A 25139-nucleotide genomic window follows, 5' to 3' on the forward strand; every position below is an offset into this window, starting at 1 on the left:
GTACAGGAGGTCGTACACGTGGCATTGTTTGAATACAAGTTCCCAGAGCTTGGTGAAGGCATACATGAAGGCGAGATCGTGAAAATGTTAGTTAAAGCGGGTGATACCGTAACTGACGAAACGATTCTTATGGAAGTACAGAATGATAAAGCAGTCGTTGAAGTTCCTTGTCCTGTCGAAGGTAAGGTTGTCAGCGTTGCTGTCAAAGATGGACAAGTCTGCACAATCGGTGAACTCGTTATGACGATTGAAGTGACTGGCGAGATGCCTGCAGCTTCGATGCATCACGGTTCCAGCCACGCGGCTCCAGCCGTGGCGGTAGCAACACCACCTGCTGCAGCACCAGCTCCGGCAGCAGCGGTAGCAGCGCCTGCACCTGCGGCAGCTGCTCCAGCACCAGCGCCGTCATCAGTTGGCGCTGGCCGTGAAGTGCTTGCGACGCCTAGCGTTCGCAAGCTTGCAAGAGAAAAAGGCATCACACTCGCAGAGGTGACGCCTACAGGTAAGCACGGCCGCGTAACACGCGAGGACGTGGAAGGCTTTGGCGGAGCTGGCACAGCCGCAGCTCCGGCAGCAAGCGAAGCAGCTCCAGCAGCAGCTGCAGCTGGTGAAACAGCACCTGCTGCTGCAGCGCAGCAGGTAGTCGTAGGCGATCGCGTCGAAGAACGGATTCCGTTCAAAGGCATCCGTAAAATCATCGCGAACGCGATGGTTAAATCCGTGTACACGGCTCCGCACGTGACATTGATGGATGAGATCGACGTGTCGGCACTTGTCGCTCTTCGTGAGCGTACGAAGCCTCTCGCAGAGAAAAAAGGCGTGAAACTGACTTACCTTCCTTTCATCGTGAAAGCATTGGTTGCAGCTTGCCGTCAATTCCCGGTTATGAACGCAATGATCGACGAAGAGAAGCAAGAAATCGTCTACAAAAAGTACTACAACATCGGGATCGCAACAGATACAGACAACGGCTTGCTCGTTCCTGTTATCCATGATGCTGACCGTAAAAATGTATGGTCCGTCGCAGCAGCGATTAAAGATTTGGCTGTTCGTGGTCGCGAAGGCAAATTGTCTCCGAACGAAATGAAAGGCGGCACTATTTCCATCACGAACATCGGTTCTGTTGGCGGTATGTTCTTCACACCAGTCATCAACTTCCCAGAAGTTGCGATCTTGGGTGCAGGCCGTATTACGCAGAAGCCAGTTGTGAAAAACGGAGAAATCGCTGTTGGACACGTTATGGCGCTTTCCTTGAGTTTCGATCACCGTATCGTAGACGGAGCGACAGCACAAAGCTTCTTGAACTACATCAAACAGCTTCTGGCTGATCCAGAGCTTCTCGTCTTGGAGGTGTAAGAACATGGTAGTGGGAGATGCTTCTCTAGATATAGATTTGTTAGTTATCGGTGCAGGCCCTGGCGGTTACGTTGCCGCCATCCGGGCTGCACAACTTGGCCAAAGCGTTCTTATTGTTGATAAAGACGCTTGGGGCGGCGTGTGTTTGAACCGCGGCTGTATCCCATCCAAGGCTTTGATCTCAGCAGCGCATACGTATGAGCACGCTCAGCATGCGGACAGCATCGGGATCTCCGTAGAGAACGTGAAAGTGGACTTTGCGAAGGTACAAGCTTGGAAAAACAGCATTGTTGCCAAACAAACTGGCGGCGTTAGCGCATTGTTGAAAGGCAACAAGATTCAAACTTTCCAAGGTGAAGCCATGTTCATCAATGAGCATGAAGCACGTGTGTTCAATGATGCTGAGGCACCTCGTTACCGCTTTAAGAACTGTATTATCGCAACGGGCTCCCGTCCGATTGAGTTGAAAGCTTTCCCTTACGGCGGAAGAATCATCTCCTCGACAGAAGCTTTGAACTTGCCAGAAATTCCGAAAAGCATGGTCGTTATCGGCGGTGGCTATATCGGAATCGAGCTTGGTCAAACGTACGCGAAATTCGGTACGAAAGTAACGGTGTTGGAAGGTTCTGATCACGTGCTTCCAGGTTTCGAAAAAGAATTGACGAAGCTGGTTGCTAAGAACTTAGAGAAAGTTGGCGTAGAGGTTCACACCGAAGCGTTAGCACAATCCTGCACGAAAACGGACAACGATGTTACGGTCACGTTCACGGTTAAAGGGGAAGAAAAACAAGTCACTGCGGATTACGTTCTCGTAACTGTAGGTCGTCGTCCGAATACAGATGGCGAGCTTGGACTAGACCTGATTAACTTGAAAATGACGGATCGCGGTTTGATCGAAGTCGATAACCAAGGCAGAACAAGCATTCCTCACATTTTCGCAATTGGTGATGTGGTTCCTGGTCTATCCTTGGCACACAAAGCTTCCTATGAAGCAAAAGTGGCGGCTGAAGCGATTGCGGGTCAGACAAGTATCGTTGATTACAAAGCAATGCCTGCTGTTGTTTTCTCCGATCCGGAGATTGCTGGTGTAGGTCTAAGCGAGACCGAAGCAAAAGCGCAAGGTATCAATGTTACCATTGGTAAATTCCCTTACGCGGCTAACGGACGTGCGAACTCTTTGAACGCTGCTCAAGGCTTTGTGAAGCTTGTTGGCGATAAAGAAACAGGTCAATTGCTTGGTGGTCAAATCGTTGGTCCAGAAGCATCAAACTTAATTGGTGAGCTTGCTCTTGCAGTTGAGATGGGTGCTAATCTGGAGGACATCGCGCTTACCATTCATGCACATCCAACATTGACTGAAATGATCATGGATGCTGCAGAAGGTGCACTTGGACACCCGATTCACCAACTTGGCAAATAAGTTGTAGTTTCTTACGGTATTTATGCCTTTAGATAAAAGTCCCGAGAGTTTGGCTGCAAAGCCACTCTACGGGACTATTTTTATACGTTAGGAAATATGGATACGTGGATTGACGCCCCGAATCGACTGCTTATATAATTTGTAGAGCAAGTCATGGAAGTTAAAACGTTGGGAGCGTTGAACATGCCTACATCGAAACCAATTGTCATCGGTCACCGCGGCGCGGCTGGGGAAGCCCCAGAGAATACACTAGCTTCTTTTGCATTAGCTTTGGAGCAAGGGGCTCAAGCCATTGAACTGGATGTTCATCTCACGAGTGATGGAAAGATCGTCGTTTGTCATGATGGGACTTTGAATCGAACTACGAATGGTTCAGGGTTAATTGCTCATCAACCATGGGAAGACATTCAGAAACTAGACGCAGGAGCTTGGTTTTCGGAGAAGTTCATAGGGGAACGCATACCGCTGTTGAGTGAAGTATTTGATTTAGTGCCGAAGGGTACGCTGATTAATGTGGAAGTGAAGGATGCTTACGAAGGACGCATGGAGAGTGCACTTCTGGCGTTCTTGCGAGAGACTGATGACCGGTACGAAGATGTCGTAGTTTCTTCTTTTGATCATAAAGTGATTCAGCGCTTAAAGCGGGCAGAACCAGCGTTGAAGGTGGGCCTGCTGTATGCAGCAAATCTCATTGACCATGCGGGCTATGCCAAATTGCTTGAGGTCGATGTCTACTCCCTGCATCCCCATTATCATTCGTTTGATGAAGCGGATATTGCTAAGGCAACGACAGCGGGGTTGGCGGTCTATCCCTATACGGTGAATGAACTTTCAGACTATCAAACGATGATTAGAGCCGGCGTCACGGGCATTATTACCGATTATCCTGGCCGATTGAAAGCATATTTGAATACATAAAAAGGTATTTCTTACGACATAGCAAGAATAAATGGGACCGAAGCATACACATGCCGAGGTCTTATTTCTTTTTCCCGCATACAATGAACTATTGACAGACTCGCGAGAGATACCAATAGGGGGAATTCCCATGATCAAATGGATGTTCGTTGCGTTAGTAAGGCTTTTACTTCCGTGCTTGCGTCTGTTTGTGCTGCTTGCTTTTAAGGTGAAAGTAACAGGGATGGACAGTCTCGTGCTGACGGGAAAAACTGTGCTTATTCCGAATCATGTGTCGTTGTTGGATGCGGTGCTGCTCGCCTTGATTTTGCCTAAAGATGTGGCCTTTGTTGTGAATACGACTATTGCGAAGCGATTTGCCTGGGTGCTCCATTTCAGGGCTCATATCACGGTGGATCCTTTGAATCCCTATTCCGTTCGTACAATGTTGAAAACAATCCAAAGTGAAACGCCGCTTGTTATTTTTCCAGAGGGACGTATTTCTACTACAGGTGGCATGATGAAAATATATGGAGGTATCGGGTATCTTGCTCTCCGCTCTCAAGCGCGTATCGTGCCAATTGCGATCGAAGGCTTGGAGTATTCGAAGTTTTCTTATCTGCGCGGAAAAATAAAACAACACTGGTTTCCACAGGTGAGCATAACGTTTGGTGAAGCTTTTCAAGTTCCGATGGGGGATGACCGGTTCACACGCAAAGTTCAAAAGGAGCAAGCGACGGAGGCGGTCCGCAACAAGTTATTGAGTCATTTGCTGGAAAGCCGACTTCAGCCAGAGGTTAACTTATTTAATGAACTGCTGTCGGCTGCGCATAAAAATGGTCAATCCACCGTCATTTGTGAAGACGTCTTAAGCCATTCTGCGTTAACTTATCGGAAGCTGCTGTTAACTAGCTATACACTTGCGGTTCCGTTAGGGAAGCTTCTGCAAGGACAGAAGCGTGTAGCCGTACTGCTGCCTAATGCCGCGGGGCATGTAGTGACGTTATTTGCTTTATATCGATTAGGCATCACACCTGCGATATTGAATTACTCTGCCGGTAGGCAGGCGATGCTGGATGCTTGTGAAACGGCTGAAGTGAGCATTGTGCTGACATCGAAGGCGTTCATAGAGAAAGCGGGTCTTTCGGATTTTATCCATACAGCAAGTAGTTCATATCGGCTTATATATCTTGAAGATGTCAAGGAAGCGCTAACTTTACCAGAGAAAGTGCATGGTTTGTTTGACTTTTTGCAGCGGAAAAAAGGGCCTGTGGGTGCTGGTCAGAATGAAGTTGTTCTCTTCACTTCAGGCAGTGAAAGTAAACCGAAGGGTGTCGTTCTGACACATCGTAATATATACGCAAATTTACAGCAGGCGAGGCTTGTTATCGCATTTAATAGCTCAGATAGCGTGCTCGGCAGCATGCCGATGTTTCACTCATTTGGGTTAACAGCAGGGACGATGCTCCCGATACTTTCGGGGGTTAAGCTGGTTTTATACCCTAATCCGTTGCACTACAAAGTGATTCCAGAGCTCGTGTATGATCGGAATATTACAATACTATTCGGCACGTCAACGTTTCTAGGTGCGTATGCGAGAACGGCGCATCCTTATGATTTTGCCCATTCGTTACGTTATGTGGTAGCAGGTGCTGAGAAGCTGAAAGAGGAAGTGCGTCAAATTTGGCAGGATAAATTCGGGATTCGCATTTTGGAGGGCTATGGTACAACGGAGACTACCCCTGTTATCTCTTTGAACACACCGATGTACACAAAGAAAGGCTCAGTCGGAAAATTACTGCCAGGTATGGACGCTGTGGTGGAAGAAGTGGAAGGAATTGCGACAGGTGGCCATTTGCTCGTTAGAGGTCCAAATGTGATGAAAGGGTATTTGATTCATAGTAAGGGCTTCGTTCCTGCTTCGGAGTGGTATAGCACCGGGGATATTGTTTCCTTGGATGATCAAGGGTACTTGTTCATTCAAGCGCGTTTGCAGTCTTTTGCTAAAATTGGTGGCGAAAAAGTTTCGCTTCTTATGGTGGAAGAGCTGGTGTCGAAGGTTTTGATGTCATCTGCAGTTTGTGCTGCGGTGCATGTGCCTGATCGGCGAAAAGGTGAGCGAATTATTGTGTTTCATACCAGTAAAGTGAGTCCTCATGAAGCGCTTCGTGAGTCGATGAGACAAGAGGGGCAACCCGCCATGTATATGCCTTCTGAGTTTCGTTATATCGAGAAGCTGCCCTTATTGGGGAGTGGGAAGATTGATTATGTGACGTTAAAGCAATGGGCTCTGAAGAGCGGAGTTGCCAATATAGATGAAGATAAACCCACAGTTTAAGCTGTGGGTTTTGCACGGATGACGGTAATGGCTGCAGGAATGAGTTCGATTTGAAGCGGAGTGGAGCCCGCGAATTCCCCGTCGGCTTGGACAAGCAATGGCTTCTCAGTCTGAATGGAGATGGATTTTCCTTTATAAAAAGATACGGCGGGATGCTTAGTATGCTTCCCTTGATATACAGTGAAAAGAACAGGCAGGAGGCGGAAGCGACCTTTGCTTTGAATCACAACAACATCGGCCATACCGTCCGTTGGACTTGCTGTTGGACAAATTTGAATGGCACCTCCGTAAAAAGGAATATTCGCTACCGCTGCCAGCCACATGTCAGGCAGCTCTGTTAGGCTGCCGTCGACTTTTAGCCATGCTGTGGAAGGTTGATAGGTTGCAAACACACGCAGGATAGAGATGAAATAAGAGAGCTTACCTAATCCGAAGCGATTAAGGAGTTTTTTGTAGCTAGCCTCGTTCGTAATTTTGGCAACCATGCCGTCAAAGCCTGCACCAATGCTATTGACAGCCACTTGATTAGGAATGGCGTGAAGAAGATCAATTTGCACCGTGGAAGGTGTGTTTAATGCAATCTGAAGAGCTTCGAGCGTATGATTCGGTATACCGTAGGCCTTCGCGAAATCATTCCCAGTCCCTGCTGGAATCACGGCGATAGAGCAGATTGGTGGGTGGGACTTATTCTGAAGCTGCCACACGCCGCCTGCTGCTTCATGAACGGTGCCATCTCCGCCAATAATGATAATCCGTTCTACATGATGTTCTTGGATCAAAGATATAGCATGCCGGGTCGCTTCGCCAGCTTTGGTCGTCAATTTTGCTACAAATGAGATTTGATGCGCTTGCAGGTAGGATTGGACTTCTCCCCAGATGTTAGCTCCTCTGCCATTGCCTGAAAGCGGGTTCACAATGATTCCGATGGATGACATGTGCATTTGCCCCTTATCTTTTGATTAAAGTGGTAGAGTTTGGTAGATGGAAGGCGTATTCTAGTAAGCTTTATACGAATTTTCCTTTACATAAGAGAGACTGTTTTGTAAAATAAACCATAGGTAAATTAATTTTTACTTATGTTAGGTTTAATGCCATGAGCAAGAATGTTGTTGATTTACACTCGGGGGGAGAATGGGTAAACTTGAAATTCAAATCGAAATTGAACAGCATGCATAGTACAGGAAAGCTCAACGTCAACTTGTCCATCCTTCGTAATCTGAAACTACGTTTTAAATTGTTATTTATGAACGCAATTGCTATCTTATTCTTATTAATTGTTGGGATTACTGGTTATCATTATATGGACAAGATGTCTAGTAATTCTACTAGAATGTACGAGGAAAGTCTGCTATCTGTCAAATGGATTAATCAATTAAAAACAAATTTCAATGAAACCGAGTCTAATTTACTAGAAATGATGCTGTCAACGGATGTGAAGTATAAGGCTAAGCTTAAAGCGAAGCTTGATGAGAACTCCGGTACAAATAAAGATTTAGTTACGAAAATCGCGGGCATCGCCCTGAATGCGGAAGAGGCTGAGGCTTTCAAAAGCTTTGAGGAGCTTAATCTGAAATATCGTGAAGTCGTGACCAAGACCATAGATCAAGCTACGCTAAACAATCAAGTGGCATATCAAGTATACAACAATGAAGTATCTCCTCAAGGGGATAAGACCGTTGAAGCACTAGATAAACTCGTTGGGCTCAAGGAATCTGCTGCGGAACAATTCCAAAAATCGAGCAGCTCCGATTCTGCGACTTCGCATTGGGTTATTATTTTAACGATTATCGTTGCGATTGTTGTGATGACTTTGGGTGCGTTAACGTTGAACATGCTCATTTCGACACCTATTCGTAAGCTGCAAGAAAGTATGGAAAAGGCAGCCAGTGGTGATTTATCGGTTAACATGGACTACCCTTATGGGGATGAGGTTGGTAAATTAACGAATTCCTTTAATGTAATGACGGGGAGCTTGCGCAGCTTAGTTATGCAAATCTCAGATAATGCGCTAACCCTTTCCGCGAGCTCAGAAGAGCTTCTGGCAAGCTCGGAACAAAGCTCATTGGCAGCTAAGCAGGTTGCAACGTCGAGTCAGCAGTTGTCGGAGGATTTTGATAAACAATTTGCTGGTGTGACGCAAGCGAATGAGGCTGTTGGTCTGATGCTAACTAGTACGAAGCAGATTGATGAGTCTGCGCAAGTGGTTGCCACACTCGTGAATCAGGCTACTAGAGCCGCGAAGAACGGTAAGCAATCGGTCGTTTCGATCGCGGGGCAGATGTCGGAGATTTCAGACGCGGTTCGTGACGTTAATGTGGTGATTGAAGCTTTGGGGAAAAACGCACACAAAATCGGTGAAATCGTCAATGTTATTAATGAGATTTCGACACAGACGAATCTGCTTTCCTTGAATGCAGCGATTGAAGCGGCACGCGCGGGGGAAGCTGGACGGGGGTTCGCAGTCGTTGCTGGGGAAGTTCGTAAGCTTGCTGAGCAGTCATCGACTTCGGCGCGTAATATTACGGAGCTGGTATCCTCGATCCAGCGGCAGATCAATCAAGCTGTGAGCTCCATGCATACAGGTGCTGGGAAAGTGCAAGAGGGATTGACGATTTCGGAGGAAGCGCAAGAATCGTTTGTACATATCGAGACTTCGGTCGAGAAAGTAAATTCCAAAGTGGAAGATGTGAATCGAAATATTCACCAACTCGTAGATGCGAACCTGCGGATTGAGCAGGTGATGCGTATTGTGAGCTCGGTTTCGGAAACTGGAATCTCCGTTAGCCAAGAGACGTCTGCCGCGAGTCAGCAGCAAATGTCGACCACGGAGGAGATTGAAAATTCCGCGAAGTCCCTGGCAGGACTAGCGGAGGAATTGCAAATTTCGCTGCAGAAATTTAAGGTGTAATTGGGGAACCCGCGGGCATTGTGCTTGCGGGTTTTTGGGTTGTCGTGATGAGACGTCAGAATACGACGTCTCGGAGGTGAATGTGCGGTGGAGTGACGCTGAGCGGTAGATAATCGTCGTCTCGGTAGGTGGAAGTGAGTTGGAGTAGCTAGTTGGTAGTACGAGACGTCGGAATTCGACGTCTCGGAGATGAAGATGCGGTAGAGTGACGCTGAGCGGTAGATAATCGTCGTCTCGGTAGGTGGAAGTGAGTTGGAGTAGCTAGTTGATAGTCTGAGAAGTCGGAATACGACGTCTCGGAGATGAAGATGAGGTGGAGTTACGCTGAGCAGTCGATAATCGTCGTCTGAGTAGGCGGAAGTGAGTTGGAGTAGCTAATTGGTAGTCTGAGACGTTGGAATATGACGTCTCGGAGGTGATGGAGCGGTGGTGTGACGCTGAGAGGTTAATAATCGACGTCTCGGTAGGCGAAAGTGAGTTGGAGTAGCTAGTTGGTAGTCTGAGACGTCAGAATACGACGTCTCGGAGGTGAATGCGAAGTAGATTGAAGCTGAGCGGTAGATAATCGTCGTCTCGGTAGGCGGAAGTGAGTTGGAGTAGCTAGTTGGTAGATCGAGACGTCCGAATATGACGTCTCGGAGGTGAAGGTGCAAGTGAAGCTGAGTGACGAAAGAGCTATTACACACACCGTATATCACCTGCGTATTGACATACTTGTACGACTGGTATATACTATTAAAGTTGATTGAAATGAAACCATATAAACACTTCATATTTAGCCTCAATTTACCCCACACGAACGATTAGCGAGAAGAAAGTAACCCCCTCTCCTTGTTTGTTTTTCTCCCAATGCGCAGTCCATCAGCTCATTTATGGTAAACCCGAGGCAACGTAAGTGTTTCGGCAGTAAGTGTTTGTAACGCAATTCGCACTGGCGCGGTCATTGGAGCCGCAAGGATGGAAGAGAGGTAGGGCTTTCATTGTTTTGATTCCAACACATGAATTACGCAATTTCATAGAGATCAATTGATTTTAGATAATCGTTTTCGTGCTGATTTGGTGCGGGAACGATTTTTTTGCTGTTGATGCGCACAGGGTGAACAGCCATTTTGCAGTTTTTTGACAGAAATCATCAAACTGCTGGTGAAGCGTGCTCTCATCCTTTACAATAAAATCAAATCAACCAGAGGTTTGGGAGTATTGAATTTTGCGAGGATTGAATTTTGTAAGTTTTGAATTGTAAGTATTGAATGATGAACAATTACATAGAGAAAGAGGCGTAGTTAGCGATGTCCGAACAAAGCTTTATGCTAAAGGCAACCTGGACAGGCGGTCTTGATGGCATAGGTCACATACAAGCGGAGGGCCTCCAAGCGCCAATTTCCGTACCTAGTCCATTTGACGGTCCCGGTGTGGGGACGAACCCCGAAGAATTGCTGCTCGGTGCCGCGGCGACCTGTTATATCATTACTCTTGGCACGATGCTCCAACGAGAAGGGATCCTATCCCTAGAGCTCAACTCCCTGATCTACGTCCATAATCGGCCTACGATGAAAGTAAATGCGATCGTTCATCGTCCACTCATCACTGTCCCGTCGGATACGACAGAAGTGCAATTGGATAAAATAAACAAAGCTGCATCCCGTGCTGAACAGACCTGTATGATTAGCAAAGCACTGCGCGGCAATGTCGCGATAAGCGTGGAGCCTGAGATTCGTTTTGTTTAATTGTCCAACTCTATCCAGAAAGAGAGCGGTGCAGCGATGAATTTGAACAAAAAAGTATTTATCGGTTTTTTGCTTTTTATTATCATCCCTTTATTCGTCCTCGGGTCCGCGGTATACACGGTCTCTCAACAACTAATTGAGAAGAAGTATGGTGATTTAACAGAAGTAACGCTGCAAGCGATCTCACGAAATATTTATTACATGTTCAAGGAAGCGAACTATTTCTCTGATTTCTGGATGGTGAAAGATAGCATTCAAGGGATTTATCGCACGATAGATTCAGCAAAACCGAACGCCGACCCTCTTTCCTCCTATGATTTGAATACGTTTGATACGCTGCTTCGCGGCTCGATCCTTACGTACTCCCCAGTACAGTCAGTTGTTATCTACAACAATGCAGGCAAATCTTTCAGTGCAGGGAGAACGAGTGGGAATGCGATTCCATGGGCGACGATTCAGCAAAGTGTGGCCTTCAAGCATATTCAAGAGCTGAACGGCAGTCCGCTTTGGATGGGACCATCCGAATTCAAAGAGTTCGGTTCAGGACGTGGGGAGTTTTATCAAGCGCGGATGGTGAAAGACTTTTGGACGATGGATAATCTCGGCTATATGCTGTTGAAATTTAAATTTAATGAGCTCGATCAAATTTTCAAATCCTTCAATACGAATGAACAAAGCTCCAAGCGTTATCTGTTGATAAATAAAAATGGACTCATTTTTTACGATAATAAGCAAAGTTTAGAAGGAGCCAATATCCTGCAATTAACCCAAGGTAAATTAGATCTTGGACTCAACAATTACAGCTTTCAGGCTCCTTTTCAAAATGAAAAAAGCCTCATTTCCTTGTATCATTTGAATATTAATCAGATGGGTGTTCAGGACTGGAGTGTTGTGTCCGTCACCTCGTGGAAATATGTCGCTGGGGAAATTGAGACGATTATGAAACTGGTAGCAGGAATTACGTTTATTTGTTTATTCTTTGCGCTCGTCTATAACCTTGTCTTCGTAAGACGGATTATTCAATTGATTCTTCGCATGCTCTCTTCTATGAAGAAAGTAGAGCGAGGGGATTTGACTACACGGATGGAAGTGAGCGGCAAGGACGAGACAACTGCGCTGGCAAGAGGTTTTAACAGTCTAGTCGTACGTGTCGAGGATCTACTCGACGAGGTGAAGCGACAGCAGGACCGGAAGAATAAGGCGGAACTCATGCTGCTGCAAGCGCAGATTAAACCTCATTTTTTATTTAACACACTCGAGTCGATCAATGTGCTGGCTATCCAAAACCAAGGGAAGAAAGTTAGTCAAATGGTCATTCGTCTTGGGAATTTGCTGCGGATCGGGATGGAAAACCGGGAAGAAATTACGCTGAAACAAGAGCTTGAGCATTTGCGCAGTTATTTGGAAATCCAAGAGTTCCGCTTTGAGGATCAGTTCCAATATACGATTGAAGCGCCGCCAGAGCTGCTCCATGAGGAGGTTTTGAAGCTGACGCTTCAGCCGCTTGTCGAGAATAGTTTGCAGCATGGTTTTGAACCTATTGATTATATGGGCTTGATTACGATAAAGGTCGTGGACGAAGGAGAGCGTATTGGGTTGTATGTGACGGATAACGGCATCGGCATAAGTAATGAGAAATTAACGAAATTCCATTATAAAACAGAGCTGGAGACGCCTTTTCATGAAATTCTCGAATCGAATGAAGAGCGTAGAGGGCTTGGGGTAAGCAATGTAGCGGATCGTGTTCGAATTCAATATGGGGAGCATTATGGCATGTTTATTTGTTCGCTCGAAGGTCATGGCACGACGATGAAGGTTGTCATTCCGAAAAGGAAGGGGAATATCACATGAGACTGAAAGCCATATTGGCAGATGATGAGCCGAACATTTTACGCAATTTGCAGGCGGTCATCTCCTGGGAAGAACTCGAAATTGATATTGTAGGCACAGCCAAAAACGGTCTGGAGGCTCTAGAACTTTGCGTGCAGCATATCCCTGACATCGTGATGAGTGATATACGGATGCCGCAAATGGACGGGATTACTTTTATCCATAAGCTCAGAGAAATTAATGAAGACTGCACCGTTCTGATGGTGACGGGGTATCAGGATTTTGAATATGTGCGTTCACTTCTAAGAGTGGGTGTCAGTGATTATATTCTGAAGCCGATCAATTACGAAGAGCTTGAGAACTCGATCCGTAGATTGGCTGTTGAAATCCGAGCTAAAAAACAGAACGAGCAAGAAGAACTGCTCAAATTGGGGAAGCTGAGAAGCTTGGCCTATGAGAAGATTCTGCAAGATATTCTGTTAGACTATACCGATATTACGGCGAGCACAAGGCTTCCCATTGATCAAGGAGATTTGGATACACTGAGATATGTGTTCGCTATGATTGACGTCGATCATTACTCTCAGAAGTCACTGCTTTGGACAGAGCAAGAACGGAAGTTGTGGAACTTTGCCGTGCGCAATGTCTTGCAAGATTCCTTGGCAGAGGAAGAATCACAGTTTACTGTTTTGCAAATGCGTGAAGGGGAATGGTCGCTGCTGATGGCGTGGGAGGGTGCTGAGCATGATTCTGTAGCGTTGAAGCTGAGCGAAGTCGCAGCCAAACTGCAACACAATGTTCTTCAGTCTGTGAAGCTAGGGATCAGCGTAGGCTATTTTCCTGGACCTGTTGGATTGCAACAACTCGCGGACACTTATCGAAAGCTGCAACGTTTCATGCAACTGAATTTAGATAAGCAGCAATCTGTGCTTCCTTACAAAGAGGTGAGAGAATCTGCTGATGCGAACAGCTCACTTTGGTTTTTGGTGGAGGAAATTGTAACCGGACTGAAGCAGTTGAACCGTCCCAAAACGGAAGATGCGTTGGATCGCCTCAAATTACTGCTGGAAGGTCTGTCAGAAGGCTCAATCGCCAGAGCTTATCAGATGCTGCACTATCTTATCTTGCATGTCCTGCGTGAGCTGCGTGAAATGAATGCCCTCGATAGTGGAGAGGAAGAGCAGATTTGGCGTGAACTGGATAAAAGCGAAAGCATTTCGCATCTCCTGCAGGTTATGGTACAGCTTGTATCAATCGGGCTGGAGGGTACGAATAAGAAAAAGAATAGTGAGCTGCTGATGGCTGCGGCCAAAGAGTATGTACGTACGAATTATTCGACGGATTTTGGCATTGAGGATATTGCAGGCAGTCTAGGGATTAGCTCTAGCTATTTCAGTTTGTTATTTAAACAACATTTTGGGGAAACCTTTGTGGAACATGTTACGAAGCATCGGATGGAGCAGGCGAAATCCTTGTTGTTGCATAGTGACAAAAGCATTACGGATATTGGGAAATGCGTAGGCTATATTGAAAGACGTTATTTTACGAAAGTATTTCAAAAGTTCACAGGTGAAATTCCTTCTGAGTATCGTGATAAACGTAAGGAAGGGAACTAGAGGAATTTGCCCCTAGATTAGGAATTTATCTATCTTTAGTACATATAAGGGTTCAATTATACTTAAAAGGTAAGCGTAAAGGAGAACCTAGTTGATGAGAAAACGAACACTGATGTTTAGCGCTGGTGCCGTAGCTCTCACGCTCACATTGTCAGCTTGCAGTATGTTTAATGACAATTCGGATGCACAGAGTGATACGGCGGGCGGTAAAGCGGGACAGAACGCACCCATTCTGCTAACTATCCGGCATACACAGGTGAAAGATACACAGAAGAAGCGTCTGGCCATGCTGCAGGAGGTTGTGAAAGCGACCGAAGCGAAGGTGCCTGGCTTGACGATTACGCTGGATGGCGTTGAGGATAAGGTGAATCGTTTCGAAAAGCTGCGAGCAGAAATGGCTGCGGGCAATCCGCCAGAAGTCTTTGATCTGTTCGGTGGCACGGATACGAAGGATTATGTGAAGGCGAATCGGTTGCTCGACCTCACTCCTATTCTGCAAGAGCTAGGCTTAACGGATAAGTTTTATAGTTTTGATGAATTCACGGTGAATGGCAAAATCTATGGGATTCCCATGGCTGGTTATGTGGAAGGCTTGTATTATAACAAAAAGATTTTGGCCGATCAGGGGATCCAAGTGCCTCAAACGTGGGATGAACTTGTCGCAGCAGCGGCGAAGCTGAAAGCTGCCAAAATCACTCCTTTTGCCATGGCAGCCAAGGATTCATGGGTTATTAATATGATGATAAATACCATGTGGGTGCGTACAGCAGGAGCGGATTCGATAGAGGGCTTCCTGAATGGAAGCAAGCATTGGACGGACCCCGATGTATTGAAAGCTTTTGAACAGTATCAGTCGCTCATTCAGAAGGACTACTTCCAAGATGGCAGTCTAGCGCTTGCCTATGCGGAACAGCAGAATACATTCAGCAGCGGAGGCGCGGCTTTCATGTTTGATGGCAGCTGGGCGAATACGCCGCTCTTGGATCCTGAGAAATCTGTGATTGCTCAGCATGTTGGCTTCATGAACTTCCCTTCCATGGGGGGACCTGGTGATGGATTTATCAATGGTGGTTGGTCAAATGCCTATGGCTTCTCTCATAAGGTCACGCCAGAGCAACTGATTGCGATCAAAGAATTTATTAAGCAAATGTACACCGAATCCATGCAGAAAAGGCAGCTCGTTGAAGAGGGAATGCCGCCTGCTATGAAGCTGCAAGATACGAATCAAGTGAATCCCTTGATTACTGAAATTTTGAATGTATTTGCGAAAAGTAAAGGAACCTTCCCTGCCTTCGATTCCCGTATTCAGACAAAGGTTCGTGAAAAGCTTGAGCGCGGGATGCAGGAGTTGCTTGGGGGAAGAACAGATCCGGCCTCGTTGATGGCGGACTTACAGAAACAGCAGGAGGCTTCGAATAAAGAAGAAACCCATTCCAAATAGTAGTAGGATGACATATGAACAAAATGGGAAGAAATGCATGGGCCTACACACTCTTTACTTTACCGACACTGTTCATGTTCGCGATATTTTTCATCTATCCCATGATCATGTCGCTTCGTTACGGTTTCACATCGTGGAACGGCATATCCCATGCAAAGTTTAATGGGCTGGACAATTTCATTGATGCTTTTCGAGATCCTTATTTTTGGATTGCTGTGCGTAATAATCTGTCTTTCATCGGTTTCTCCATCGGGATTCAAATTCCCATCATACTTGTCATTGCGCTGCTGGTGAGTCGCATAAAGCGTTGGATCGGGTTTTATAAAACGATGATTTTCCTGCCTACGATTCTGTCGACTGCAGTGATAGGCGTGCTCTGGGAATTTATTTATCATCCTCAGGCTGGACTCTTAAACCAAGCTTTGGAGGCGATCGGTTTAAAAGAGTGGCAGCATGCCTGGCTGGCTGATGGGGCGACGGCGATGCTCGCTATTTTAGTCACAAATGCTTGGCAATGGATGGGCTTTTACGTGGTACTTGTGGTATCGGCAATCTACGCCATTCCGAAACATTTGGTAGAAGCCGCCCAACTGGATGGAGCTGGAAGCTTCAGACAAGCATGGTATGTGATTCTACCGCTGCTAAGACCAGTTATTCTCGTGATGATGCTCCTATCTATTACGGGTGGCATGAAAGCGATGGATATTGTGGTGGTCATGACGGGTGGAAATCCATATGGCATCACGGAAGTTATGGCATCCTATATGATAAAAAAAGCGTATCGAATTGGCGAGTATGGCTATGCGAACAGCATTGCTGTGCTGATCCTACTCTTTACAGCCTTGTTAACATCCCTTTTTGGCTGGCTTACAAGAAAACAGGAGGAGGTGCGATTATGAGAGGAAGCCTCCTTCGTCGTGTGTTTCCACATGCGATTCTATTAATTTACATAGGGTTAATTTTATTTCCACTCGGATGGACGCTGAATTCGTCTTTTAAAACGAATAAAGAAATCATATCGGCCCCATGGTCCTTTCCGACGGATTTCTTAGTATCGAATTATTGGAACGCCTGGACAGGTGCGCATGTGGGGCAATATTTTATGAATAGTGTGATCAATTCAACGGTTTCAGCTGTTATCTCCCTTGCTTTAGGGACGGCAACGGCCTATGCACTAACGCGGATGTCATTTCCAAGGCTTAGTCTCGTTCTGAAAAGGATTTTGATCCTGGCCCTGCTTGTACCCGCGGCTTCGTTATTAGTTCCCCTCTACATGCTGATGCGGAATTTACACTTATACAATACCCCACTTGCGCTCATTTTGCCGTATGTCACCCTAGGATTGCCTTGGACCGTGTTCATGGTGAGCAGCTTCCTTACCTCGATCCCGAATGAATTGGAAGAAGCGGGCATCATAGATGGGCTTTCCATTTACGGGCTTTTGTGGCGACTGATCGTCCCGATCTCCATGCCGTCCCTGTTTACCGTATTTATGCTGAACTTTCTGACGAGTTGGAATGAATTCATCATGGCTAATTTGTTCTTGACCAAAGAGAAACTCCGGACGCTGCCAGTCAGTATGGTCGCCTTCTATGATCAATTGAATATGAACTATGGCTCTCTATGCGCGGCGATCATGATCAGCATGATTCCTGTAGTTGTGATGTATCTCCTTTTACAAAAAGGCATTATGGAAAATATGAAAGCTTAATTTAATCACTCATGGAGCGTGAATACACATGTCATCAGAACGAACTACGAACAATAAACCACTTACTTTACGTCAAAAGGTAGGACAACTCTTTGCATGTGGTTTTGATGCCCTAACACCTAATTCGCACATTAAGCAATTGATCGAGCAATATGGGATTGGTGGCGTTATTTATTTCCGTCGGAATGTGACGGATGCGCATCAGCTTGCTCAGCTGTCAGCAGATTTGCAAGAAATCAGTTTGAAAAGCGGCGGCCAACCGTTATTTATTTCTGTGGATCAAGAAGGCGGAATGGTGTCACGGGTAGAAAAAGGAGCAACGTTACTGCCAGGGAATATGGCATTGGGCGCTGCCTTTGCACCATCTGGCGTGTATGCCAGCGCGAAAGTGATGGGGAAAGAGCTTCGTCAAATGGGCGTGAACATGAACTTGGCTCCTTGCTTAGATATTAACAATAATCCACTTAATCCGGTCATTGGGGTTCGCTCGTATGGTGAAACGGCGGCAATTGTGGGGGATATGGGTACCCATGCGGTCAAAGGCTTGCAAGACATGGGCGTTATCGCAACAGTGAAACATTTCCCTGGACATGGGGATACAACTGCGGATTCTCATCATGATTTGCCCGTTGTACCACATAGCATGGAGCGACTGATGGAGCTGGAATTAGCGCCATTCATCAAGGCGATAGAGGGCGGCGTAGATGCGATCATGTCTGCGCATGTCGTGTTTGAAGCTTTGGAAAATAGCAGTGTGCCTTCCACATTGTCATATAAGATCCTAACAGAGTTACTGCGCGGCGAGCTTGGATTCAAAGGGCTTATCGTGACGGATTGCTTGGAGATGAAAGCCATTTCCGAAGGCGTTGGCGTAGCAGAAGGGGCTGTACGTGCGTTAGAAGCGGGAGCGGATATTTTGCTCGTTAGTCATGAGTTAGAGCGTCAGATTGCTGCAATGGAAGCGGTCATTGCCGCTGTGGAAAGTGGGCGTGTTTCTGAAGCACGCATTGATGAGTCGGTACTGCGTATTATGACGTATAAATATAAGCGTGACATTCGTTTTGATACACTAACACCGATTCCGGAGGGGCCGATCTCGACACCTGAGCATCAGGAGTTAGCGAAAGAACTGAGTCGTAAAAGCATCACCAAAGTCAAGGATGAAGTTGGCAAGAACCTGCAAATTAACGATAAAACGTGTGTGATTTGGACAGAAGTCCAATCGGGGACGGAAATCGATGAGGTTGTTGATCGCGAGGGAACTCTGGGCAGCGTGTTGTCCGAGTTGACTGGGGAGCCGGTTCGTGAAGTTTATTTAGGGCTCCAACCGAGTTATGAGGATATTGCAGAGATGATCAAGCTTTGTGAAAACGTAGAGCAAGTCGTTATTGTCACCTACAATGCAACATTCTCCTTAGGTCAAACCGCGCTGGTCAGAGCCTTGGCCAAATTGGAAGGGCTGCATCTGATTGTAGCAGCAGGGCGTAATCCATATGATTTGCTTGAATTCCCAGAAGTGAAAACGTACTATGCTTGTTATGAGAATCGCCCACTAGCAATGGTTTCTCTAGCTAATGTGTTGCTGGGACGTGAAGTGGCAGTTGGACGGTTACCTGTGACTTTATCTGAGCAATATCCGATTGGTTGGAGACAAGAGTAGGGGAAAATAAATATACAGAATTTATATCTAGTAACTTTCTTCATCTGCTTGTAAAATCAGTAAGGCTTGTGAAACTTTTACGCTACTTTCACGTAGGAACTATGCGCGCATTTCACGGTTCACAAGCGACCTATTTTACAAAGGGGTGTTTTCTTACTCATGAGTCTTGCAAATGCTCAATCAGAGCCAACAATGCGATCGTTTTTTAGCAATCGATTCGTTCAAACGATTATGCTTTCAGGTGTTCTCCTACAAATTGGAATATGGATACGTAATTTCGCAATTCTGCTCTATGTAACAGATATGACGAATAATGATCCTTACTCTTTATCTCTCATTTCTGTTGCTGAGTTTGCGCCGATCTTTATCTTCTCTTTTATTGGCGGGGCGTTCGCTGATCGGTGGCGGCCTAAGCTGACCATGGTCTGGTGCGATTTACTTAGCGCAGCTTCGGTGTTTGTTATTTTGATTACCTTGTATATGGGATCTTGGAAGGCAATTTTCTTTGCTACTTTAGTATCTTCTATACTTTCGCAATTCTCACAACCTTCTAATATGAAGCTATTTAAAGTACATGTTCCTGCTTCACAAATGCAAATGGGAATGTCCATGTTTCAGTCCATGATGGCGATATTCATGATTCTCGGACCTATGCTGGGCTCATTCATCTATTATCGCTTTGGGATCGAAGTGGCGGTGGCGATCATGGGAGCTTGCTTCTTACTCTCAGCCTTTGTACTTACCTTCCTTCCTAAGGATCGCAAAGATGATGCGTCATCCGAGCCGCGGACAACGCATATCTTCACAGAAATGGGTCAAGGCTTCCGTTATGTGATGAAGAACAGAATGCTTGTCATTCTTGGTGGATGTTTTGCTGCAGCAGGTTTGGCGGTTGGATTAATAAGTCCGTTAGGGATCTTCCTTGTAACAGAGCATCTGGGCTTAGAGAAAGCGAGCCTACAGTGGTTCATGGTAGCCAATGGGGCCGCTATGATCGTCGGCGGTGGCATTACAATGGCTTTTGCCAAAAAAATAACCCCGCAAGCGATGCTCACAGTCGGTATGGCAGTTAGCGCACTGACTTTTGCCATGATAGGGATGACTCACTTGGTGTGGTTAGCTCTTCTCATGCAGTTCGTCTCGGGTCTTGTGATGCCAGCCATCCAGATCGGGATTAGTACGTTGATCCTTGGGAATACCGAGGAGTCTTTCGTCGGACGTGTAAATGGTATTCTAACACCGCTCTTTATGGGGTCCATGGTCATTACCATGAGTTTGGCCGGGACGATCAAGGCAGCATTCTCACTAGAATCGATCTACCTGACGTCAGCGTTACTATTTGTAATCGGTGTGCTTATTATGGTGCCTTCTCTAAAAATGAAGTCGGCTCCAATTCCACAGACGAGCAGTGAACTGAAATAAGGATGAACAATAAAAAAGCGATATCTCTTGGCCAGATGGCTAAGGATATCGCTTTTTGCATTAAAGAAATGGCGCTCCCGATTCTTTGAAGGCCAGCTTCATTTCAGGCGTGATGGAGGAGTCGCTAATGATGCCGACGGCTTCTTGAACTTCACCAATCACAAATAGGGAGCTTCGGCTAAACTTGGAGTGATCTGCTACGAGATACGTTTCCATGGATTGTTTCATCATCCGGCGATTCGTCTCGGCTTCTAGTTCATTGTAGATCATCATGCCGCGAGAAAGGGAGATGCCGTCACAGCCCATGAACGTTTTGCGGATGCTGAGGTTCTCAAGTGTGGCATTGGCCAAAGGGCCGGATAGTTCAAAGGTTTGTGTGCGAATCACACCACCTGTCAAAATCAGCTGCAACCCTGGAGTGCCGATGAGCTCGTAAGCAATGTTCACGGCATTGGTAATGACGGTTAAGTTTTTGAATTGGTTCAGCTTTTTGGCGATAAAGGTTGTTGTCGTTCCGCCGGTTAAGCCGATAATATCGCCATCTTCGATGTATCGAAGAGCTTTGTCAGCGATTTCTTTCTTCTCGTCGGTGTAGAGGTCCATTTTATTAAAGAAAGGGACTTCCACTTTCAAACTCTCCAGTACAGCCCCGCCAAAGGTGCGGATACAGCGCTTCTCTTGCTCAAGAATTTCTAAATCTCGACGTGCTGTTGCTTCAGAGACATTGAATTGTTTCACAATATCCGTCAAGGCAATGGAGCCTTTATCTTTGATAGCGTGCATGATGGCATCTCGGCGAACATCGGTCTTTCCCATGGTACCCCCTAACAGCTTTCTGTCTGGAAAGCTAAGTAACAATTCTATGTAAACATGCTTATTCTGCCAAAAATAATACTTCTTACATCTTATCATGGGAACGAATGGTCGTCCATCTGATCCTGCGTGTAACAGCCGTTTATAGCGGTGTTTTTGCTTGAAGTGAGCATTTCTAGCAAAGCAGAGAAAAACAGAGAAAAGCAGGCATCCGTATGAAAGGGAATGCCTGCTTTCGTTCTTAGTGCGTATGCTCATTTTTTGGCTGCGAGCCAATTCGCTAATGCTTCGATATCTTCTGCTTTCAACTTGTCTTTGAAAGGCGGCATTTCGACTTTGCCGTTCATGATCTGCGCGGCGATTTGATCTTTCGATCTGCGCGAACCGACTTTCGTCAGGTTCGGACCGTAGTCACCCGTAAGGCCAGCGCCATGGCAGGCTAAGCAGTTGTCTTTGTACAGCAGCTCGGCCTTCGCGCTGGTGCTAGGCGTGGTGCTTGCCGTCGCCTCCGGCTTGACGGTAGGCACAGGGGAAGGCGATGGCGTCGCGCTTGCAGGGGCCGGCGTTGTTGTTGACTTCACCGGAGTTGGCGTAGGCGATGGTGAAGGTGTTGCCGCCGCTTGCGGTTGCGGCGAAGTGCTGGCAGCAGGCGGCGGGGTTGCCGTCGCCGCAGCTAGAGCCGACACTTGTGGAGTCGGCGTAGCAGATGCAACCGCCGTCGTTACAGGTGACGGCGAGGTGATGACAGCGGCTGGGGAGCTGGCCGCTGGTTCGGCAACTTTCTCGCTGCACCCTGTGGCAGCGAGTAGGATTATTCCACAAATGCTGATATGTATCCATTTGTTCAAAGCAATCCAACTCCTTATCGTAGATTCTACTTTAGGTAACGTTGGAAAATGGCTTTTGGTTTTCTCCTTATAGAATATGTCACAAAAATGAGTGGGAAAAGCCCAGCAAAGCCCTAGGTACCACGGGCTTGCTGGGCTGTACTCGTTGCGCTGGAAGGGCAACCGCGAGCTACACTGTAGCTCCGGTCAGATCAAGCCAGGCCAGCTCCTGTGCCGAAAGCACAAGCTCTGCGCCATCGCGGCAAGAGACCATCTCGGCCTCTGTGCGCGCTCCGATCAGCGCGCACGCCGGGAACGGCTGGCTTAGCACGTAAGCGAGCGCGATTTGAATCGCGCTGACGCCTTTCTCCTGCGCGAGCTCCTTTGCGCGCTGCAGTCGTGTCCAGTTCGCGTCGCTGTAGAATACGCGAACAAGATCAGCGTTATCGCGGACTTCCGGCGAGAAGCGGCCCGTGAAGAAACCGCGCGCTTGTGAAGACCAGGACAGCAGTGGAAACTGCTGCGCTTCGTGCCAGCGCAACGTTTCCTCGTCTGCGGATACACAGCCCGCCCAGAATGGCTCATTTGGCTTAGCGAGACTGAGGTTAGGCGAGCTGAAGCTAAAGCCGACAAGGCCATGCTTCGCGGCATAGTCATTCGCTTCTTGCAAACGCTGATGCGTCCAGTTCGAACCGCCGAAGGCACGAATACGGCCAGCTTCTAGATGCTCATTCAGCGCTTCAACAATGACACCGACAGGAGTTGCAGGGTCATCCCGATGTAAACCGTACAAATCGATATAGTCCGTGCGCATCCGATCTAGACTTGTCAGGAGGTCGTGGCGAATAGCTTCCGCATTCACACGTGGACCATTTTGATCATGGTGAGCGCCTTTCGTGAAGATCACCATTTCTTCTCTTTTACCCGTTTCTTCCAACCAAATGCCGATTGCTTGCTCGCTTTGCCCACCGCAATAAACGTGTGCAGTATCAATGGTGTTCCCGCCAATTGCGAGATAATGTTGAAGGATATCACTTACCTCTTGCTTGTTGTCCAATCTAAAAAAATCAGAGCCCATCACTAACGAAGATACCGGTTTATCTAATCCTTTAATTTGAATATGTTTCATGAGTTCCCCAGCCTCTCGATTAAATTAGTATGAAAGTTTCACGCGTGAACGTTCTGTTGCAGATTGCAAGCAGGCGTCGATTACTCGCATATTTAAAATAGCGTCTTGAGCAGGGAAACGCAGAGCTTTCTCACCCCATGCTGCATAAGCCATGTCGTCAGCTTGCAGGGAGTATTGGTTAAGGAATGGCACTTTTTCCTCGCGCTGCTCATTGCCAACAAAAACTTGGAAATGACCGGATTCTTCCGTTGGTGTTACAAAAGCCGAAGGAATAACGATGCGACCTTTTGAACCGAGAATCTCTAGCGTGTTACGGAACGAAGCCCACATCCCACAGTCAAATGTAAGAGCAACATTGCCGCTGAACTCCACAAGTCCGGACATCATCATGTCGACGTTATCATGTTCGGGGGAGAAGAAGGCATGCGTGGTAACAGCTTCAGGCTCACGCTCTAGCAGAAATCTAGCCGCACTTAACGGGTAGCAGCCAACATCATAAACCGAGCCGCCGCCCCACTCGCGGACATAACGAACGTTTTTGCTATCATTGGGATTGCTGAACGTAAACGCGCCGTGAATACCACGAATATCTCCGATTTCTCCGGATTGTATGATGGCTTTCACACGCTCGTAGCGAGGGTGGTGGCGATACATGAAAGCTTCGGCAAACAGCACGTCGGCTTCTTCACTGGCTGTTACCATTTCTTGAACTTCGGCTGTCGTCAAAGCGGCAGGCTTTTCGCAGAGCACATGCTTACCAGCTTGAGCTGCTCGGATTGTCCACTCTTTATGTAAATGGTTCGGGAGTGGAATATAGATAGCGTCGATCTCGGGATCGGCGATTAATTCTTCGTAGCTTCCATAAGCTTTCGGGATATCAAGACGAGTTGCAACCTCTTGTGATTTTTCCAAGTTGCGGCTTGCGATTGCGCTTACAACACCTGTTTGCGATTGCTGAATCCCTGGAATACAGGCACGGATGGCAATGCCCGCACATCCCAATATTCCCCAACGTAGTTTAGTCATGATCGTATTTCTCCTTTTTTTAAGCGGAATGTGTGACGTTATATTGCTATTATAAAATGAGTTATTTAAAATGAATATAACAATATATTGAATAGACTATCGTAATATTGTCATTAGAAAAGAGGCCTGATTAGATGCGTCGTCATGTCATGTTACCTACCTTACAGCAATCTTCTTACTTCCTATTCCCAGAATCCGTAGGTTGGTATCGCGAAGAATCCAATCATGAAGTGGAGCGCCCAGAGGGCTTGTGGTCGACGTATAGTTTGCATTTTGTCATCGCAGGGAAGGGGTACGTGGAACTTGAAGGGCAGCTGTACACCTTGCAGAAGGGAGATGCCTTCTTATTTCCGCCCTATCAAGAGCAGCGTTATTACAGTTCGAAAGATGATCCGTGGGATATTCGCTGGGTGCATTTTTATGGGGATCAGATTAAGGAATTTCTGTTGGAGAAAGGTTTCTTGCGCAATCTGTGGACGTTAAAACGAAGTGCTGAGCTGGAGAAAGCGTTCAACGAACTGCTTTTAGAAGCCGAACATTACCAAATTCTTCGTCCTACACAATTGAGTACATTGAATTATATGATTTTATGTGAATTCATGAGCTATGCCACCCCGTTAACGGTCAATCGCGGAACGGAATCCGTGGATCGGATCCTAGCTTTACTTCCAGAGATGCAGAGCAGAGCATGTGAGCCTTTTAATCTGGAGGAGTGGGCGGAGCTAACAGGAGTGAGTACGTACTATTTTTGCAAAATATTCCGCAAAGCGACCTCGATGACACCCCTCTCGTTCATTACGCTCTGTCGAATTCAATTCGCGAAGCAGCGGTTAATTGAGAAAGAAAATTGGCCTATAAAGGATATCGCGATGGAAGCGGGCTATACCTCTGCGAGCTATTTCAATCAGCGATTTCATGAGCATGAAGGGATGACACCGAGTGAGTTTCGCAGCCTCTATATGAAAGGTATGTTTAGTTAAAAGAGCGAGCCGCATCGCGCGGTACTAGAAAAAGTTAG

Annotated in this window: 19 protein-coding genes; 14 read left to right on the top strand and 5 right to left on the bottom strand. The window is 46.7% G+C overall.

What is annotated here, in order from left to right; translation table 11 throughout:
• The first annotated feature begins 18 nt into the window (after positions 1-18).
• The 4 genes from AC58QM_RS16310 to AC58QM_RS16325 all read left to right on the top strand — a co-directional run bounded on the left by AC58QM_RS16310 (position 19) and on the right by AC58QM_RS16325 (position 6011).
• Positions 19-1356 (top strand): dihydrolipoamide acetyltransferase family protein, encoded by a 1338-nt coding sequence (locus AC58QM_RS16310; protein WP_497285657.1) that lies wholly within the window; start codon positions 19-21, stop codon positions 1354-1356.
• 4 nt (positions 1357-1360) lie between these two features.
• Positions 1361-2776, top strand: a complete 1416-nt coding sequence (gene lpdA / locus AC58QM_RS16315; RefSeq protein WP_497285659.1) for a dihydrolipoyl dehydrogenase — start codon at positions 1361-1363, stop codon at positions 2774-2776.
• A gap of 183 nt (positions 2777-2959) precedes the next feature.
• The gene (locus AC58QM_RS16320) at positions 2960-3694 is read left to right on the top strand and encodes a glycerophosphodiester phosphodiesterase (RefSeq protein ID WP_497285661.1); all 735 of its coding nucleotides are present in this window, start codon (positions 2960-2962) and stop codon (positions 3692-3694) included.
• Between the two features lie 130 nt (positions 3695-3824).
• The gene (locus AC58QM_RS16325) at positions 3825-6011 is read left to right on the top strand and encodes an AMP-binding protein (RefSeq protein WP_497285663.1); all 2187 of its coding nucleotides are present in this window, start codon (positions 3825-3827) and stop codon (positions 6009-6011) included.
• Here AC58QM_RS16325 and AC58QM_RS16330 read toward each other — a convergent pair.
• Positions 6008-6946 (bottom strand): diacylglycerol/lipid kinase family protein, encoded by a 939-nt coding sequence (locus AC58QM_RS16330; protein ID WP_497285665.1) that lies wholly within the window; start codon positions 6944-6946, stop codon positions 6008-6010. The two genes, AC58QM_RS16325 and AC58QM_RS16330, sit on opposite strands and share 4 nt — an antisense overlap.
• A gap of 206 nt (positions 6947-7152) precedes the next feature.
• Between AC58QM_RS16330 and AC58QM_RS16335 the strand changes: the two genes are divergently transcribed.
• From AC58QM_RS16335 to AC58QM_RS16375, 9 genes are all read left to right on the top strand, one after another.
• Positions 7153-8919, top strand: coding sequence for a methyl-accepting chemotaxis protein (locus tag AC58QM_RS16335; RefSeq protein ID WP_497285667.1), 1767 nt, complete (start codon positions 7153-7155; stop codon positions 8917-8919).
• A 1289-nt stretch (positions 8920-10208) separates the two neighbouring features.
• Positions 10209-10646 carry an OsmC family protein gene (locus tag AC58QM_RS16340; RefSeq protein WP_497285669.1) on the top strand — a complete coding sequence of 146 codons (438 nt, stop codon included), beginning with the start codon at positions 10209-10211 and terminating at the stop codon, positions 10644-10646.
• Positions 10647-10682: 36 nt separating this feature from the next.
• Positions 10683-12497: a cache domain-containing sensor histidine kinase gene (locus AC58QM_RS16345; RefSeq protein ID WP_497285670.1), complete on the top strand. Its 1815-nt coding sequence runs from the start codon at positions 10683-10685 to the stop codon at positions 12495-12497.
• On the top strand, positions 12494-14092 hold the full coding sequence (locus AC58QM_RS16350) for a response regulator transcription factor (protein ID WP_497285672.1): 1599 nt from the start codon (positions 12494-12496) through the stop codon (positions 14090-14092). Before AC58QM_RS16345 ends, AC58QM_RS16350 begins: the two co-directional genes overlap by 4 nt.
• Positions 14093-14186: 94 nt before the next feature.
• The gene (locus tag AC58QM_RS16355; protein ID WP_497285674.1) at positions 14187-15533 is read left to right on the top strand and encodes an extracellular solute-binding protein; all 1347 of its coding nucleotides are present in this window, start codon (positions 14187-14189) and stop codon (positions 15531-15533) included.
• 14 nt (positions 15534-15547) lie between these two features.
• Entirely contained in the window at positions 15548-16432 is an 885-nt protein-coding gene (locus AC58QM_RS16360; RefSeq protein WP_497285676.1) for a carbohydrate ABC transporter permease, read from the top strand.
• Positions 16429-17244: a carbohydrate ABC transporter permease gene (locus tag AC58QM_RS16365; protein WP_497285678.1), complete on the top strand. Its 816-nt coding sequence runs from the start codon at positions 16429-16431 to the stop codon at positions 17242-17244. The genes AC58QM_RS16360 and AC58QM_RS16365 overlap by 4 nt, the downstream gene beginning before the upstream one ends.
• Positions 17245-17272: 28 nt before the next feature.
• Entirely contained in the window at positions 17273-18904 is a 1632-nt protein-coding gene (gene nagZ, locus AC58QM_RS16370) for a beta-N-acetylhexosaminidase (RefSeq protein WP_497285679.1), read from the top strand.
• A gap of 159 nt (positions 18905-19063) precedes the next feature.
• Entirely contained in the window at positions 19064-20326 is a 1263-nt protein-coding gene (locus tag AC58QM_RS16375) for an MFS transporter (protein ID WP_497285681.1), read from the top strand.
• Between the two features lie 60 nt (positions 20327-20386).
• Here AC58QM_RS16375 and AC58QM_RS16380 read toward each other — a convergent pair whose 3' ends face one another.
• From AC58QM_RS16380 to AC58QM_RS16395, 4 genes are all read right to left on the bottom strand, one after another.
• On the bottom strand, positions 20387-21142 hold the full coding sequence (locus tag AC58QM_RS16380) for a DeoR/GlpR family DNA-binding transcription regulator (RefSeq protein ID WP_310502840.1): 756 nt from the start codon (positions 21140-21142) through the stop codon (positions 20387-20389).
• 251 nt (positions 21143-21393) lie between these two features.
• Positions 21394-21987 (bottom strand): c-type cytochrome, encoded by a 594-nt coding sequence (locus AC58QM_RS16385; RefSeq protein WP_497285683.1) that lies wholly within the window; start codon positions 21985-21987, stop codon positions 21394-21396.
• 169 nt (positions 21988-22156) lie between these two features.
• Positions 22157-23095: an aldo/keto reductase gene (locus tag AC58QM_RS16390; RefSeq protein ID WP_497285685.1), complete on the bottom strand. Its 939-nt coding sequence runs from the start codon at positions 23093-23095 to the stop codon at positions 22157-22159.
• A gap of 24 nt (positions 23096-23119) precedes the next feature.
• Positions 23120-24121, bottom strand: a complete 1002-nt coding sequence (locus AC58QM_RS16395; protein WP_497285687.1) for a Gfo/Idh/MocA family protein — start codon at positions 24119-24121, stop codon at positions 23120-23122.
• A 134-nt stretch (positions 24122-24255) separates the two neighbouring features.
• Here AC58QM_RS16395 and AC58QM_RS16400 point away from each other — a divergent pair, with 134 nt between their 5' ends.
• Entirely contained in the window at positions 24256-25101 is an 846-nt protein-coding gene (locus AC58QM_RS16400; RefSeq protein WP_497285689.1) for a helix-turn-helix transcriptional regulator, read from the top strand.
• Positions 25102-25139: the final 38 nt, after the last annotated feature.

Source organism: Paenibacillus sp. J22P165 (genome assembly GCF_059692015.1).

Excerpts from the sequence above, each read along its gene's own strand:
- lpdA (WP_497285659.1), top strand. The coding sequence starts at position 1,361 with ATGGTAGTGGGAGATGCTTCTCTAGATATAGATTTGTTAGTTATCGGT.
- AC58QM_RS16320 (WP_497285661.1), top strand. The coding sequence starts at position 2,960 with ATGCCTACATCGAAACCAATTGTCATCGGTCACCGCGGCGCGGCTGGG.
- AC58QM_RS16325 (WP_497285663.1), top strand. The coding sequence starts at position 3,825 with ATGATCAAATGGATGTTCGTTGCGTTAGTAAGGCTTTTACTTCCGTGC.
- AC58QM_RS16330 (WP_497285665.1), bottom strand. The coding sequence starts at position 6,946 with ATGTCATCCATCGGAATCATTGTGAACCCGCTTTCAGGCAATGGCAGA.
- AC58QM_RS16340 (WP_497285669.1), top strand. The coding sequence starts at position 10,209 with ATGTCCGAACAAAGCTTTATGCTAAAGGCAACCTGGACAGGCGGTCTT.
- AC58QM_RS16345 (WP_497285670.1), top strand. The coding sequence starts at position 10,683 with ATGAATTTGAACAAAAAAGTATTTATCGGTTTTTTGCTTTTTATTATC.
- AC58QM_RS16350 (WP_497285672.1), top strand. The coding sequence starts at position 12,494 with ATGAGACTGAAAGCCATATTGGCAGATGATGAGCCGAACATTTTACGC.
- AC58QM_RS16355 (WP_497285674.1), top strand. The coding sequence starts at position 14,187 with ATGAGAAAACGAACACTGATGTTTAGCGCTGGTGCCGTAGCTCTCACG.
- AC58QM_RS16360 (WP_497285676.1), top strand. The coding sequence starts at position 15,548 with ATGAACAAAATGGGAAGAAATGCATGGGCCTACACACTCTTTACTTTA.
- AC58QM_RS16365 (WP_497285678.1), top strand. The coding sequence starts at position 16,429 with ATGAGAGGAAGCCTCCTTCGTCGTGTGTTTCCACATGCGATTCTATTA.
- nagZ (WP_497285679.1), top strand. The coding sequence starts at position 17,273 with ATGTCATCAGAACGAACTACGAACAATAAACCACTTACTTTACGTCAA.
- AC58QM_RS16375 (WP_497285681.1), top strand. The coding sequence starts at position 19,064 with ATGAGTCTTGCAAATGCTCAATCAGAGCCAACAATGCGATCGTTTTTT.
- AC58QM_RS16380 (WP_310502840.1), bottom strand. The coding sequence starts at position 21,142 with ATGGGAAAGACCGATGTTCGCCGAGATGCCATCATGCACGCTATCAAA.
- AC58QM_RS16390 (WP_497285685.1), bottom strand. The coding sequence starts at position 23,095 with ATGAAACATATTCAAATTAAAGGATTAGATAAACCGGTATCTTCGTTA.
- AC58QM_RS16395 (WP_497285687.1), bottom strand. The coding sequence starts at position 24,121 with ATGACTAAACTACGTTGGGGAATATTGGGATGTGCGGGCATTGCCATC.
- AC58QM_RS16400 (WP_497285689.1), top strand. The coding sequence starts at position 24,256 with ATGCGTCGTCATGTCATGTTACCTACCTTACAGCAATCTTCTTACTTC.